At 57.0% G+C, this 14,201-nt stretch carries 14 protein-coding genes and 1 tRNA gene; 4 read left to right on the top strand and 11 right to left on the bottom strand.

Features of this window, described 5'->3' with window-relative positions:
• Positions 1 to 154: 154 nt before the first annotated feature.
• From AABB29_RS11115 to AABB29_RS11095, 5 genes are all read right to left on the bottom strand, one after another.
• The gene (locus AABB29_RS11115; protein ID WP_341366845.1) at positions 155 to 727 is read right to left on the bottom strand and encodes a YjbF family lipoprotein; all 573 of its coding nucleotides are present in this window, start codon (positions 725 to 727) and stop codon (positions 155 to 157) included.
• A complete protein-coding gene (locus AABB29_RS11110; protein ID WP_341366846.1) occupies positions 724 to 2,751 on the bottom strand; it encodes a YjbH domain-containing protein in 2,028 nt (675 codons plus the stop codon). The genes AABB29_RS11115 and AABB29_RS11110 overlap by 4 nt, the downstream gene beginning before the upstream one ends.
• A gap of 88 nt (positions 2,752 to 2,839) precedes the next feature.
• Positions 2,840 to 4,441: a hypothetical protein gene (locus tag AABB29_RS11105; RefSeq protein ID WP_341366847.1), complete on the bottom strand. Its 1,602-nt coding sequence runs from the start codon at positions 4,439 to 4,441 to the stop codon at positions 2,840 to 2,842.
• Positions 4,442 to 4,444: 3 nt separating this feature from the next.
• Positions 4,445 to 4,702: a hypothetical protein gene (locus AABB29_RS11100; protein ID WP_341366848.1), complete on the bottom strand. Its 258-nt coding sequence runs from the start codon at positions 4,700 to 4,702 to the stop codon at positions 4,445 to 4,447.
• Between the two features lie 99 nt (positions 4,703 to 4,801).
• Complete coding sequence (locus tag AABB29_RS11095) at positions 4,802 to 5,467, bottom strand: sugar transferase (RefSeq protein ID WP_341366849.1); 666 nt, start codon at positions 5,465 to 5,467, stop codon at positions 4,802 to 4,804.
• A gap of 304 nt (positions 5,468 to 5,771) precedes the next feature.
• Between AABB29_RS11095 and AABB29_RS11090 the strand changes: the two genes are divergently transcribed.
• On the top strand, positions 5,772 to 6,251 hold the full coding sequence (locus AABB29_RS11090; RefSeq protein ID WP_341366850.1) for a hypothetical protein: 480 nt from the start codon (positions 5,772 to 5,774) through the stop codon (positions 6,249 to 6,251).
• Here the strand turns inward: AABB29_RS11090 and AABB29_RS11085 are convergent, their stop codons facing one another.
• The 4 genes from AABB29_RS11085 to AABB29_RS11070 form a co-directional block, all read right to left on the bottom strand.
• Positions 6,252 to 6,542 carry a hypothetical protein gene (locus AABB29_RS11085; RefSeq protein ID WP_341366851.1) on the bottom strand — a complete coding sequence of 97 codons (291 nt, stop codon included), beginning with the start codon at positions 6,540 to 6,542 and terminating at the stop codon, positions 6,252 to 6,254.
• 159 nt (positions 6,543 to 6,701) lie between these two features.
• Complete coding sequence (locus AABB29_RS11080; RefSeq protein WP_373636504.1) at positions 6,702 to 8,714, bottom strand: autotransporter domain-containing protein; 2,013 nt, start codon at positions 8,712 to 8,714, stop codon at positions 6,702 to 6,704.
• A gap of 101 nt (positions 8,715 to 8,815) precedes the next feature.
• Positions 8,816 to 8,938: a hypothetical protein gene (locus AABB29_RS11075; protein ID WP_341366853.1), complete on the bottom strand. Its 123-nt coding sequence runs from the start codon at positions 8,936 to 8,938 to the stop codon at positions 8,816 to 8,818.
• A 1-nt stretch (position 8,939) separates the two neighbouring features.
• Positions 8,940 to 9,143, bottom strand: coding sequence for a hypothetical protein (locus AABB29_RS11070; RefSeq protein WP_341366854.1), 204 nt, complete (start codon positions 9,141 to 9,143; stop codon positions 8,940 to 8,942).
• 220 nt (positions 9,144 to 9,363) lie between these two features.
• Between AABB29_RS11070 and AABB29_RS11065 the strand changes: the two genes are divergently transcribed.
• Positions 9,364 to 11,415, top strand: coding sequence for a sulfotransferase (locus AABB29_RS11065; protein WP_341366855.1), 2,052 nt, complete (start codon positions 9,364 to 9,366; stop codon positions 11,413 to 11,415).
• Positions 11,416 to 11,471: 56 nt separating this feature from the next.
• Here the strand turns inward: AABB29_RS11065 and AABB29_RS11060 are convergent.
• Both AABB29_RS11060 and AABB29_RS11055 read right to left on the bottom strand, forming a co-directional pair.
• Positions 11,472 to 11,548 (bottom strand) — tRNA-Arg (locus tag AABB29_RS11060).
• 63 nt (positions 11,549 to 11,611) lie between these two features.
• Positions 11,612 to 11,923, bottom strand: a complete 312-nt coding sequence (locus AABB29_RS11055) for an ETC complex I subunit (protein ID WP_341366856.1) — start codon at positions 11,921 to 11,923, stop codon at positions 11,612 to 11,614.
• 205 nt (positions 11,924 to 12,128) lie between these two features.
• Here AABB29_RS11055 and AABB29_RS11050 point away from each other — a divergent pair, with 205 nt between their 5' ends.
• Together AABB29_RS11050 and AABB29_RS11045 are read left to right on the top strand one after the other, a co-directional pair.
• Complete coding sequence (locus AABB29_RS11050) at positions 12,129 to 13,037, top strand: ROK family protein (protein ID WP_341366857.1); 909 nt, start codon at positions 12,129 to 12,131, stop codon at positions 13,035 to 13,037.
• Positions 13,030 to 14,142 carry an N-acetylglucosamine-6-phosphate deacetylase gene (locus AABB29_RS11045; RefSeq protein ID WP_341366858.1) on the top strand — a complete coding sequence of 371 codons (1,113 nt, stop codon included), beginning with the start codon at positions 13,030 to 13,032 and terminating at the stop codon, positions 14,140 to 14,142. Before AABB29_RS11050 ends, AABB29_RS11045 begins: the two co-directional genes overlap by 8 nt.
• Positions 14,143 to 14,201 lie beyond the last annotated feature (59 nt).

Genomic DNA, 14,201 nt, shown 5'->3' with positions numbered 1-14,201 from the left:
GCGCCGCGTAGGGGTTTCGCCAAAATTGCCCACTTCGTTGTCACACGCGCTTGAATTAACCCGTTAGTCCTGCGCGCATGCTCCTAGAACTGCGCAATTTTGGACAGAAACGGGTGGGTCAAAATGAATGACCACAGGCCCTAAGCCAAATGGCTTAGCGGGTCACCCGCTCTAACGTAACCGATCCCAACGCGGGCGATATCCATTGCTGCGACCACCAGATCAAACCGTCCCCGTCAACGTGATAAATGTTTGTGATTGGGTCCACATCACCACAGATCTCGACCACGACACGCAGGTCGATTGCCCCGCTCGATGCCTGATGACGCACCATTCGTTCAGGTGACAAACGACAACGCTCCTCACGGCGGACAAGACGCAAATCCCCATCAAGATGGACCCAGACACGGGTATATACGCCCCCAGCCGATTGCAGCGCCGCTACGGCATCAGCCACCTCCCCCGCCATCAGATCATGCCCCAGACCGCGGGTTGCGATCACAACGCCAGACTGATCCGATATCTGGATCGGATCACGGCTTTGCCAGACTTGCGCTCCGTCGTCTTGCGCCACAGGCACCAGCGCCGACGCGAAATCATCATTGCTCAACAGCAAGACGGGCACCTGCAAACGGGCAACAGTCTTGGCATCGAAAGTCGCGCGCAATGCGGCCCCATCAGGCGCCGGGGCACAGGCGGCCAAGAGCAACAGAAACAATAACCTCATCGCCAGAACATCCCCCAGGTATCATCAATCACGCGGGCTGTCTGGGGGCGGCTCAGCTCATAAAGGCGGCCCTCAACATGAACGCGCGCGCCCCCATCGCGCGTGACAGGTCGGATCGTCCGCGCCAGCGCATCACGGCGGGGCTGGCCGCTGATCCAGCTCAGCGGCACATTTAGAACGACGCCCTTATCAAATGAACCCTCACCAAACGTTTCAAAAGGAACATCCGTCAGCGTGGCAAAAACGCCCAGCTTCCAACCATTGGCAAAACGGCGCGACAGCGTCAGCGTGCCGCCCCAGTCACCGGCCAAATAGCGGCCCAAATCCAGCTGCGCCGCATAACCGCCAGCGTCTTCCCAATAAAGGCTGGCATGGCCACTGCTGACTTCATAGTCAAGCAACCCAAACGCACCGTCATAATCGCGCTGTATGAGTTGATTGACCTCAACACCCATGGCCCAATGTTGCCCAGGCGGGCGCCACAATAGCTCGGCCGAGACACCGGCGAACATCGGCTCCAACAGACCAAAGCTCAGGCGGGTGGTCAGGTCTGGCCCGGGCTGTCCGTACCAGGCTAGGGTCAAATCGGCGATATCAGCATCGCCTTCCCGGTCATATAGGGCAAAATCGCTGCGGACATGCGGCAATTCAGAATCTGACATGCGTGTCGCCGCATCCAGATTTCCAGCAAGCTTTTGGCGCAACGTGCCCGCAAGAATGACGTCGCGTCGCAACGCCCACCGTCCGTCAAACGCCAGACCAAAATCGGCGCGCAGCGGATCATCGGGATCAAACAAATTTGGCGTCAGATAGGGGGCAACGTTCCATGAAAAACGCGAGGTGGGTGGTACCGGCACACCGGCAACAGGCGGGGCAAAACGAATCGACCGGGCAAAAGCCGCGCCCCCATCACCCGCGAAAACGCTGTCCTGCCACCTGGCACGATCAAGAACCACAGCGGGCCCGACCAGACCATTCTCGACCAAAGAAATATGAACAATACGAACAGACGGCGGCAGTTCCCGATCCAAAACACGCATCGTGCGGCCAATGGCCTGCGCAGAAGGGGCAAACCGTGTATTGGCAACCGCCACATAGGCGCGCTCACCCTCCATCTGCAAAGACGATAGGGCCATGCCTTCCGCGGCTAGGGCGGCAGAAAGATCCGCAGCGGGAACAGTCGGCATTACAGGCGCCCCAAAACCGGTGCCAAAGGGCGGCGCACGCGGGTTGATTACATAGCTTAGCTGCGTGCCGATCTCTGACCCATAAAGATAATAGGCTGACAGTCGCAGATCCGGTCGCGGGGCGTAGGTTAGCCCGACATTCCATGGGCTGCGGCGCGTAAACGCAACACCATCTTGGTAAATGTAAGCATCGGATGAATACTCGACCACCAGATCAAAACGGGGGTCCGGAGCCCATCGTAGCCCACCGAAAATAGCAGCGTCACCACGAAAAAGCGTATCAAGCGAGGGCGCGCCGCCGACGCCAAAATCCCGCATCGGCCGATCGGCAAAGCTGGCCCCCAACGGATTATCGAAACCGCCAACACCAGCAAAACGGCCCCAACCCAACCCCATCGTCGCGGCAAGGTCGCCGGGCAGTGATTTGCTAGCAACAAGATACTCACCCGCGTAGATGCCAGTACCAACAAAATCAGAGACACCAATAGCCAGCGCCGGACGCAGACGACCTTCATCAACCAGGCGATATTGCAAAGCCAGACTGCGATCCAATATCTGATCATAAAACGCCCCACCCGCAGCCTGCACATCTTGCAATGCGGCATAACGCAGGCTGGTGGACAGGCGCGGGGTCACCTGAAACGTCAGTGTTGCGCGGGTCTGACCAGCAAAGGTCGAGGCGGAAAAAGCCAGCTCTGCATCAGGGGCAGAGCTGGCAATAGGCATATCGATCAGGCCAGGCGCGCCATAACTGTTGTATCGCAAGGGGGTATCCTGACCTGCGGCCAGCGTGCCAACCAACACCAAACCCAATGCGATAAGTAACAAACGGCGCATCACAATCCCAATTTTGGCCCGTTCTAGGCCGAAAACCCCAACAGGGGCCTGCACATCAAAAGACGCGCAGGCTGGTCCGCATAGCGGCCTAGGTTACCTTCAATACGTGCCGGCTGTAAAAGCGCAACGCGTCACCCGCGCCGAAACTCAAACCGCCATCCGCACTCCCGGTGATATAGGCCTTGGCTTTCCAATCGAGGCTGCCACTCTCTGAGCTGGCATCCAAGTTAGGACGCAAAAAGGTATCGAAGTCGTTAACCACGTTGCTGGCTCCGGGCAGCGCACCCGCCTCAAGCCCGTAGACCAAATCGCCCTGCGCCAGATCTGCCAGCAGGCCGATGCGCTGGGCATCGGGGAAATCGATATTGGCCGGGCTGGTTCCAGCGTAGTCGGTCAAGGCAACCGGCGTTGTGCTGGGCGCGCTCAGACTATCGATCACGGTGCTACCGCTTTCGCCATCCCAGCGGACCATGGGTAGCATCCCGGCATAGAACCACTCAAAGGCAACTTCTGTACCGGTGCCGGTTGCATTCACCGCATGATAAACTTGGCCCGGCGTCACCGTGCGCACCAGCTGGCAATCGCCAATGGCCTCACCAGTCTGTAACTGCCATGTCAGATCCTCAGTGATGGCAATCTGGGCGCCAACGCTCAGCCCGTTACCAACAGTTGAAGGAACCCACGGTGCGCCATCCAGTTGAATAGTGCGGGCTTGCAACGTCTCGTTGCCATGGGTCTGACCGCCCAGCTCAGTGGCGGATACATCCGGGGTAAAGCGCATGGCATATTCGCGTTCAGACGCATAATCGATCGCAATAAATTTCGGATAAGTCGGGCGATTGTCGGCGCGCCAATCCAAAGCACCATCAGAAGCGATCCCGCCAGTATGGGTCGGACCGGCATTGCCGCTGACACCATTGGCGCGAGCAGAATAGAAAAGCCCGCCAAACTGAACCTCATCACCCATCTCATAGGTCACGCCAGGTTGCCAAAGCGGTGGAAGGATACGCGGCTCATCCAGCGATCCAGTAATCGCAACGGCCTCAATCATGATGGCATTCCCACCGGGGGATGCGGCACCGCCATTGGTCAAAACGATATCATGGCTCCCGGTCAAACCACTGGCGATCTTGATCGACTGACGGCGCTGCAAATCAACGTCAGAATAGGTCGGAAAGGCCTTAAATCCAAGGGACGCAGGATCCTCAATCTCGTTCACAAGGGTCTGGGCACCGTCGATATCAACACGGCAATACCCGCCGCTGGTGCGGGCGGTGTAGTGGATCCACACATCATAGGGGGCTGCCCGGTCAACGGTGACACTTGCAGATGCCGTGACCGAGGATGTGGCGACAGCCCGATTGCCCGTATAGCTGCCCGACAAGCCCGAACCGGATGACTGCAATTGCGACCAACCGCTCGACAAAGTCAACGCGCCGACGGGGTATATATTGCGCAGCTCCATCAGCAGTGTTTCGCGCCATGAAAAACGGGTCGCGGGATCGTCGTTATCCAACTGCATCCAAGCGGCGTGGTTTGGGGAAAGTTCGGTCCAGACGGACAGATTGCCATTTGCACCATTGGCCAGCGCGACATGCGCGCCCTGCCCTTGCTCAAAGAAAGAGGCCAGCGGTTGCGGGGTTGGCACACCCCGCTGCAGCTGGCCCAGGGAAAGGTCCAGACCGATCATGAATTAGTACCACGCAATCAGCTGGGCGGTCGTCCCGGTAGCCAAAACCCGGTCTGCACGAAAGCTTAGGATGGCACCGGCACCAACTTCATAGCTGACCACCTCGCCCGCGCTGTCTTTCAAAACGGCCGTACCAGAGGTGTTCACATAAATGGCCCGCGGACGAACCGGCAGGTCCTCAGTATCGGATGGCAAAATGGCATATTGGGATACGGCAGGCGAGGTGAGGTTGACATAGTCGGTCTCAAAAGGATCAGGCATTGGTCTCTCCAGGATTAGGATGAGACACAGACCTAATCAGCCAACCTTACCAGCCCATTTGTAGGGCGTGCGGTGCGCGGCGCAACAGCGGGGCAAAGGTCAGGCGCCGCGGCGCGCCAACACGACATAAACGGTGCGCCAGGTGATCCACAGATCAAACCAGAATGAAGCATTGGCAATGTAGTAGTTATCCGCAGCAACCTTGCGCTTTACGCCCTCAAGACCATCGACATAACCAACCTCGGTTTGGGCAAAACCACTAATCCCGGGCATGACTTGATGGCGCGCCGCATAACCCGGGATCTCACGCAGATAAACGCAGGCGTGGTCATAGCTGTCAGGGCGCGGGCCGATCAGACTCATCTCTCCGCGTAGAACGTTCAGTATTTGCGGAAGCTCATCAATACGGCTGCGGCGGATCAACCGACCCAAAGCAGTGATACGGTCGGTTTCCAAAGCATCAAAGGCACCGCGCGCAGCGGGATCTGCCGGCAACATGGACCTGAATTTCAAAGCCGTGAAAGGTTTGCAATGATGGCCCATCCGTTGCTGACAGAACATCAACGGGCCTGCATTCATAAATGGGTTCAGGATCAGCAGCAGCGCAGCAAAGGCGACCAGCGGAACCAGCAAGCAAAGCGCCAGCGCATAATCAAAGATACGTTTTGGCAAACCGATGTCAGGCGGCGAAAAGGGCACGGTCTGACCGAAATCAACCTGCTGTAGATATACGTCATCTGTCGCGTCATTTTGAAAATCAAACATCGTCGCACTCGTCCCTTTAACCCAGTCTGCGAAGGGCGAAAGGCCGCCGCATCGTAGTTAACAAGACTCAAATTTGCCGGTTAAAGAGTGCTTAATCGGCGCCCGGACAAATCCAGAACAAATAACATTTACACAAATAAATCAGTAGCTTCCGTTAAGAATAACACGTCATACGTGTGGGCAATCATAAGTTACAATTTTAGATGAAAATGTGTTAAGCTCTACACGCAACACCTTGTTAACAAGATGAGGTGTGAATCGCTTCCGTGGGAATCGCAGCATGCTGCGATGTGAAGGGTGAGATATGATAGTAGATCGGATGCGGGGCGTGTTCGCCTGCGCGATTGGGCTTACCATGGCCCTTGGTGCGGCCGGGTCAGTGGCCTCGGCGCAAAGCCAAGCGGCACTTATTGTGCAAAATGACCGCGGCGGGTTGATCGGCGCGCGCGCACGCGAAATCAGCGACTTGAACGCGCGCGATATCCAGGTCCAGCTGCGGGGGCGGATTTGCTACTCGTCCTGCACGATGTATCTGGGAGCGGAACAGGTCTGCGTTGATCCCGAAACGATCTTTGGGTTCCATGGGCCCAGCCAACGCGGACGGGCACTGCCCCCCGACCGCTTCGAACATTGGTCAGCCGTCATGGCGGGACATTACAATGCACCTTTGCGGGACTGGTTCCTGTCAGAAGCACGGCACCGAATTTCCGGCTATTATCGGATCAGCGGGGCATCCCTGATCGCGCTGGGGTACCAGGCCTGCTCTGGAAATCCTGACGGATAGTTATTGTGTGTCGGGGGTACTATTGCCGCCCGCAATCGCCGCAGCAATCGCCGCAACACCGCCTGCACCCAGCAATGGTGCCAAACCACCCAAAATAGGAACGAAGGCCGTCGCATCATCTGCGCAAGTCACACGGAGAACCCCAGCGTCATCAAATCGGGCCGACGCGACACCAAAGGGGACACAAACACCCTGTGCCTCGGCAAGAGCAACCGGATCAGGTAGCTGCTGGGCCGCAATTGGTCCCGTCTGAAGACAAACCAGACATAACGGCAGCAGTCTGGACATCATATGATCTTTCATTCCCATAATCTGCAATGGACGCGAAAAGTGCTTACGAAAGGTTAAAATACTGGGCAACTCAATCAGAGAAACCCAGTATTTCGTCGCCTACGGTCAGGCCCCATCAACCTCGGCAAGATGGGGCTTAACGCAAAATACGTGTCGCGATCAGAACGACCAAGATATACCGGCAGCGGCCGTCGGACCGGTCGCCCCATCACCAAATTCTTGGCTAAGACCGATATTCAGGAAACCACCCGTGCCGAACGCCATTTCATAGCCGATCTCGGCACCTGCGCCGGAATAATCCGCTGCAGTCGAAGCAAGGAGCTCCGTCGCACCGAAAACGGTGACGTCAATATCGTCATCGCCGCCCGCAACGCGCGATGTGTATGTTACGGCGCCAGTGACTGTGCCTGTTTCACCAACGGCATAGGCGCCCTCCAAACCAAGTTTCAGCTCGGTGGTGGCAGTTGTGTAGTCGTCAACCGTTGCATCCGCGATCGAGCCGCTCTCTTCATATTCGTCTACCGCCAGGCTGGTATGTCGGACCTGACCAAAACCGGTAACGGATAGGCCGTTATCCATGGCAAAACCACGGGACAACCCGGCATGGACGGTGGTGAAAAGACTATCAATCGTGGCTTCCGCGTCATCGCTACCATCTATACCACGGGCATTCTCAGTCCCGATCGCACCGAACCCAACGCCGCCCTCCAATACAAAGCCGCCGACGTCTTGTCCCAGTGTCACACCACCGAAGAAACCATTGCTGGTATAGTCATTCGGGCCCGAGGAACCATCAACCGAAAAAACGCCCGCCCCAACCGATACACCCAGGCCAGAGGCCAACTGCCCCGCATAGCCAAAAGTGCCGTCAAAGATAGTCGCTTCAGCGGCGTTCGCCTGATCAACGCCATCATATTCTGTGGTTGAAATATTGGCCGACACAAACGGGCGGAACCCGGGCGTGCCCTCATCAAAGGACAGATGACCGCGGCTCGCCTCAGGCGCCGAACCTGTCGGCAGGCCTGCGCTAAGCCCATCCGCAAGGGCGCCAATTCCAGCCAAGGAACCATTATTCAGTTGAATATCGGCGGCTGCGACAGCGGCATAGATTGGGGCGGTACCGCCCTCGTCTTCGACAAACCAGGCGACGGTGTCGTTGGTCACGCTTGCATCAAAGACACCCGTAGCAGTGTCGCGATCTTCAAACACAAAGACCGTGCTGCTGTCATCTGCAACCAGATTAACATCATGCTCAGCAACTGAGATGGTACCAGTTATATCATCGTCAGTAGACAGGTTCAGCGTACCCGTGCCGCCGCCAAGGTAGATCGCATAGGCATCCTGTGCGTCACCGCTCACCGAAATGGTGCCGGCGTTCGTGATCTCACCATCGAATGTGCCGACATAAAGTCCATAGACGGCGGCGCTGCTTGTATTGGTAACACCATTGACCGTCGCGCTGATCGTACCGGTGTTTGAGAAGGTGCCATCAAGGTCGCCGACATAAACACCATAGGCAGACGCATAGCTTGACGAACCGACATTGTCGGTTGCCGCAGATATGATGCCGGAATTCTCGAAACTTCCATCCGTATCTAAATGCGAGACATTGGCACCAACTGCATACAGCCCGACCTCACTAGACCCGGAATTGGTGGCCGCTGCCGCAATCGTGCCCGTATTACTGATGACACCGGCCGACGTACCTATGGCACTGACCCCAACAGCCTCGGCCGTGCTGTATTGGCTAACACCAAATGCGGTAATCGTGCCACTATTGGTCAATTCACCAGAAACGCCCGAACTCAGATAGATACCATAGATTGTCGCATAAGACTCAGCATCTGCACTGGCCGCCACAGTGCCGCTATTGGTCAGGCTTCCAGAAACATCACCGGCTGAATAGAGGCCATAACCATAGGCCTCACCGGATTCAGCGACAGATGATACGCTGATGGTGCCACTGTTCAAAAATTCGCCCGAAATACCGTCAAGATCAAGACCGATGGCACTAACAGACGACGTCGCCGCAGCGAAGGCCGTGATCATGCCGCTATTCTCGAGACGCTGCGATAAATCCGAGCCAACACGCAAGCCAGTGGCTTCGGCGCTTTCAGCCTCACCAAAGACCGCAGCGCTGATTGTGCCGCTATTGTCAAAGGTACCAGACATTGTGTTGAAGTTTATGCCATAGACTTCGGCGAAGTAATCGCTGCCCGACTCTATCGCCTGAGCGGTGATCGAACCCGAATTTTCAAATACGCCTGTAGTCCCTAAAATGTTACAGCACTGATCGTCCCGGCATTGCTAAAGGCGGCTTCGATTGCGCCGATATCGACGCCATAAGCCGTCGCATTATCCGATCCACTATTGATCGCGGTGGCAGAGATTGACACCTCATTGCTGAATGATTTCCGTCAGCGCACCATCGATGCCAACCCCAATCGCCTCGGCTTCTCCAGCCCCTGTCGCGTTGGCTTCCGCCGCGATTGTGCCCGCATGATCAAACGCGCCACTGATGCCGCCAAAGACGCCTACACGATAGGCAAAGGCCGATGCCGGCCCGCTGACATTGGCAGAGATCGTACCATCATTTGTCATGGTACCACCCAAATCCCCGCCAACGACAATACCTAGGCCAGCGCATAATAGGTCGTGGGTGAAGATACGAAAGCGTCGATGGTCCCTGAATTTGCAATCGTTCCGAACGCATCTTTGTCGATCAGAATATCTTATGCAGACATTGTACTGTCCGAACCGGACAGGAAAAGCGATAGCAAACAGCCAAAACCTGACAGTTGCGCAAGCCTTTGATCAAGGCATGGCACATTATCAAAAAGGGCAATTCAAACCTGCCGTCACCTTGTTCAGCAAAGTGGTTCAAGCCGCCCCGCAACATGCACATGCGCACCAAATGCTGGGGCTCATTGCTTTTCAAACCAACCAGTTAGATCCTGCGCTCAAGGCAATGGCGCAGGCCATCAAACTACAGCCGAATAATCCGGGGTTCCTGGTCAATTTTGTTGAGATTCTGCGTAAGGCTGGCAAATACGACGAGGCGATCAACACCGGCAAACGTGCGATCCAATTGGACCCAAGCAATCCTGCGGCGCATTCCAATCTCGGTCTGGCCTATTACGATGCTGACGAGCCCATCGAGGCCGAAGCCAGCCAAAAGCGTGCGATCGCACTCAACGCTGATTTTGGACCTGCTCTCAATAATCTGGGCAGCATCGCACGGGACAAAGGCGACCAGGACGCCGCCATTGACTATTATCGGCAGGCCTATTCCGCCAATCCGCACTATACGGACGCGGCCAATAACCTGACCTCTGCCTTGATCGAGGCCGAGCGTTACGCCGAAGCGGAAAAATTGACCCAAGACCGTGTCGCCACAGCGCCTCGCGATCCTGAGCTGCAACGCAATATTGGCCGCTTGCACATGGTCAGCAATGATCTGGATGCCGCCGAAACAGCCTTTCGGAACGCCATCGCTTTGGATGAAAACAAAGCCGATGGCTATGTGGGGCTGGCGCAGGTTCTTTATGAAAAGAACCATCCGCAGCTTGCCCTGCTCGAGGCGGAAAAAGCGGCACGCCTGGATCCGCAGAACGCAGGTGCCTATCATCAAATCGGCATGGCCCAGGCCAATTTGGGCGACGTCGAGGCCGGGTTCGCAAACTATGAAAAAGCGCGAGAGCTGAACCCAAAAATGAGCGCGACCCGCATCGCATTGGGTCATCTGATGATGGAAAAAGGCGACTTTGCGCAGGCCAAAGCAGTTTTCGAAGCCGCCGCTGAACAATCCCAAGACCCGCTATCGGCCCATGTCGCCATGGCCCGCCTTGAAAAAATGAGCGCCGATCATCCGGTTTTCCTGGCGCTCAAAGACGCGGCAGCAACGGCCGATAAGATGATCCCGGCCAAGGCCGTCGCCTTTCATTATGCCATGGGCAAAGCCTATGAGGATATGAAAGCTTATGAAGATGCATTTTCGCATTTCGCCGAAGGGGCGCGGATCAAGCGGCGCATCATCGACTATGATGCAGGCCGGTCGGACCTCGCGACCGACAACCTGATCAAAACCTTCGATGCAGCATTTATCGCCGATTTGCGGACACATGCAATCCAGTCCGATCAGGCCATTTTTGTGCTGGGTATGCCGCGCTCAGGCACCACATTGACCGAATCCATTCTCAACGCCCATCCGGAAGTCTTTGGCGCAGGCGAGCTAAACGACATGAACAATCTGTTTGGCCTACATGCCGATGGGCAACGCTCGGATTTGGCAACAAATGTCGCGAACATGGCCGGGGCCGAGCTGACGCGCAAAATCACAACCTATATCGACAACCTGGACAAACATGCACCTGGCACAGCGCATATCGTGGATAAGATGCCCGCCAATTTTCACATGGTCGGGCTGATCCACGCGCTGATGCCCAATGCTAAAATCATCCATATCGCCCGCAACCCGTTCGATACCTGCTTGTCCTGCTTCACCCGCGTGTTCGAACGCAGCCAGCTGCACAGCTATGATCAAGTGGAACTAGGGCGTTATTACAACAATTATGTCCGCCTGATGGACCATTGGCATGCAACGCTCCCCAAAGGGGCGTTTCACACGGTCCATTACGAAAACCTCGTTGACGATTTCGAAACCGAGGCACGCCGGATCATCGACCATTGCGATCTGGAATGGGATGCCGCTTGCCTTGAGTTTTACAAAGGGGAACGCCGGGTACGAACCTCAAGCCTGCAACAGGTACGCCAGCCGCTTTACAAGTCATCCAAAGCCAAATGGAAAGTGTACGAAAAACAGCTCCAGCCGCTGGTCGAAACGATTGGCGACAACCATATCAGGTTTGGTTGACACCGCGGGTCAGGGAAAACTGGAAACAAGCACCAAAACAGGTTGCGAAAAAAATATGGCGATCCGGGAAGGACTCGAACCCTCAACCTGCTGATTAGAAGTCAGCTGCTCTATCCAGTTGAGCTACCGGACCGCTCGGCCCGAGGTATTGCGCAGGACAGGCATGTATTGCAAGACCGAAGATCAGCAAGCCGGCTTAGTGGGTCCAGGCGCCCCGACGATTGGTTGCGAAATTCTCACCATAGCCGCCGGGGCGGATATTGGCTTTGCGCGTTTTGGGCTCTTGCACAGCCGCATCAATGCCATTGTCGCGGGCATATTCAAGGGCGGCCTCTTTGCTGTCAAAGCTCAGCTTGACCTGGGCCTGCGTATCTTTCGATGACGTCCAGCCCATCAGCGGATCAATCTCGCGGGCCGTGTCCGCAACATATTCCAGCACCCAATGCCGGGTCTTGGCTGTGCCAGATGACATGGCGGTTTTCGCTGGCTTATAGATTCGTGCAGGCATCGCAGTCTCCCTTGGCTATGGCCCAAATACCGGAGGATAGAGGCCCTGCGCAAGACGTCATTATGTCCAAGTTTACGGGCACACATGGATTGACCCGCAAGCGGTTCCAGTTCAACTTCACCCGCACCTTAGCCCCCGGCAGGTCAGAAGCCAAAATGGACACGCTCTTGTATTCAGCCCCTCTTTTTCGCGTGAAAGCCTGACCATGATCGCGGCAGGCATCGATCTTGGGGGGACCAAGACGGAAATCCAGCTCTTTGATGAAAATTGGGATACCTGCGCAAGTAGGCGCAGCGCGACCCCATCCGATTATACGGCGCTGCTGGACATGCTGGGCCAGCATATCGCATGGGCACAGGCACAGACGGGCCCTGATCTGCCAATTGGGATCGGGGCGGCGGGGCTTGTGCATCCAGTCACAGGATTGGTTCTTGCAGCCAATCTTTGTGCCTCCGGGCATCCGCTTCCAGCAGATATCAGCGCAGCCGCCGGGCAGCCCATCACCTATCTGAATGATTGCAAAGCCATGGCCCTGTCCGAGGCTGTGTTTGGCGCAGGTCGCGGGCACAAAATCGTCCTGTCGATGACACTGGGCACGGGGATTGGCGGCGGGATCGCGATTGATGGGGCCCTCTTGCACGGGCCCAATCAAATGCAAGGCGAAGTCGGGCACAGCGCCGCACCGGCCCATCTGGTCGCCGAATATGGGCTACCGCTGGTGCGCTGCGGCTGCGGGCGCATTGGCTGCGCCGAGACATTGATCGCAGGGCCTGGCCTGACGCGGATTTGCAACGCATTGACCGGGCAGGTCTTACCGCCAGAACAAATCACTGCACGCAAAGACGGCGACATGCAAACTGTCTGGACGCTCTGGTGCGATCTGGTGGCCGATCTTATGCGGAACCTGACCCTGACGATTGATCCCAATATCATCGTGATCGGCGGCGGGCTGAGCCAGGTGGGAGGGGTGGCGGATGATCTCACAGCGGCGCTGATGCGCGCGCGGCTGGCCGATTTCCCGACACCACCAATTGTGACCGCCGCAGGCGGCAGCAGCAGCGGTGCGCGGGGGGCGGCCTATGCAGCCTGGCAGGAAGGGATGCGTCATGGGTGAATGGATCGCGCCAGATCGGCTTTTCGACGGGCACAGCATTCATGCGGGTCTGGGGGTCTTGCTTGATGATGGTCAAATCACCCGCATTGAAAAAGCGCCTGCCACCGCGCGGCAGATCAGCGGCCTGGTCAGCCCGGGTTTTGTCGATCTGCAGGTGAATGGCGGTGGCGGGGTGATGCTCAATAACCAGCCAGATGCGATGGGGATCAAAACCATCCTGGCCGCGCATCGGCGTTTTGGCACCACCGCCCTGATGCCAACGGTGATCACCGATCATCCCGATGTGTTGGCCCGCGCAGCTGATGCAGCCATTTCGGCCAAAGACGCGCCGGGGATGCTCGGGCTACATATCGAAGGGCCGCATATCGCCCCGGCAAAGCGTGGCACCCATGCGGGGACCTTCATTCGCCCGCTTGATGATCACACGATCAACATCGTAGGCGGGTTGCGCAAAGCAGGGCTGGGGGTGATGATCACGCTCGCCCCGGAAAGCTGCACTGCGGCCCAGATCAAGACGCTGACAGGGCTGGGGGCCGTCGTGTCACTGGGGCATACCAATGCAGCCGCAGATCAAATGCAGACGGCAATCGCTGCGGGCGCCACATGTATCACACATCTGTTCAACGCCATGTCCGCGATGGAAGGGCGGGCACCCGGCGCCGTGGGGGCGGCGATCAACAGTCATTGTTACGCCGGGATTATCTGCGACGGCCACCATGTTGATGACAGCATGCTCGGGCTGGCAATCCGGGCACGTCCCACCCCGGATAGAATGTTCCTTGTCTCAGACGCAATGGCCACGGTCGGCGGCCCCAATCAATTTGAACTTTATAGCCAGACCATCCAGCTGAAGGATGGCAAACTGGTGAACGCCGAAGGCGCGCTGGCCGGGGCGCATCTGACTATGGCCGCAGCCCTGACCCGGCTTGTCCAAAAGGTTGGGATCCCTGCCGCATCTGCGCTGCGTATGGCCACAACGATCCCGGCAGCTTGCATCGGCGCCGATAGGCAGGGGCAATTGATCGGCCAAAAGACCGAAGATACGCTGATCCTGAACGCCGATTTATCGATGCATGGCACGTTAAGCGACATTCTACTGACATAACGTGTCAGGACGGCTTCTTGCATCTTCGGGCCGACAGGCAGAGGATAGCGCCCACCCAA

Source organism: Yoonia sp. BS5-3 (assembly GCF_038069655.2).
GTDB lineage: Bacteria > Pseudomonadota > Alphaproteobacteria > Rhodobacterales > Rhodobacteraceae > Yoonia > Yoonia phaeophyticola.
This window is presented reverse-complemented; position numbering and strand designations above follow the sequence as displayed.

Coding starts and splice junctions, on each gene's coding strand:
- AABB29_RS11115 (WP_341366845.1), bottom strand. CDS start 727: ATGAGGTTATTGTTTCTGTTGCTCTTGGCCGCCTGTGCCCCGGCGCCT.
- AABB29_RS11110 (WP_341366846.1), bottom strand. CDS start 2,751: ATGCGCCGTTTGTTACTTATCGCATTGGGTTTGGTGTTGGTTGGCACG.
- AABB29_RS11105 (WP_341366847.1), bottom strand. CDS start 4,441: ATGATCGGTCTGGACCTTTCCCTGGGCCAGCTGCAGCGGGGTGTGCCA.
- AABB29_RS11100 (WP_341366848.1), bottom strand. CDS start 4,702: ATGCCTGATCCTTTTGAGACCGACTATGTCAACCTCACCTCGCCTGCC.
- AABB29_RS11095 (WP_341366849.1), bottom strand. CDS start 5,467: ATGTTTGATTTTCAAAATGACGCGACAGATGACGTATATCTACAGCAG.
- AABB29_RS11090 (WP_341366850.1), top strand. CDS start 5,772: ATGATAGTAGATCGGATGCGGGGCGTGTTCGCCTGCGCGATTGGGCTT.
- AABB29_RS11085 (WP_341366851.1), bottom strand. CDS start 6,542: ATGATGTCCAGACTGCTGCCGTTATGTCTGGTTTGTCTTCAGACGGGA.
- AABB29_RS11080 (WP_373636504.1), bottom strand. CDS start 8,714: ATGTCTGGTACCTTTGACAATAGCGGCACAATCAGCGCTGCGGTCTTT.
- AABB29_RS11070 (WP_341366854.1), bottom strand. CDS start 9,143: ATGACAAATGATGGTACGATCTCTGCCAATGTCAGCGGGCCGGCATCG.
- AABB29_RS11065 (WP_341366855.1), top strand. CDS start 9,364: ATGGCACATTATCAAAAAGGGCAATTCAAACCTGCCGTCACCTTGTTC.
- AABB29_RS11055 (WP_341366856.1), bottom strand. CDS start 11,923: ATGCCTGCACGAATCTATAAGCCAGCGAAAACCGCCATGTCATCTGGC.
- AABB29_RS11050 (WP_341366857.1), top strand. CDS start 12,129: ATGATCGCGGCAGGCATCGATCTTGGGGGGACCAAGACGGAAATCCAG.
- AABB29_RS11045 (WP_341366858.1), top strand. CDS start 13,030: ATGGGTGAATGGATCGCGCCAGATCGGCTTTTCGACGGGCACAGCATT.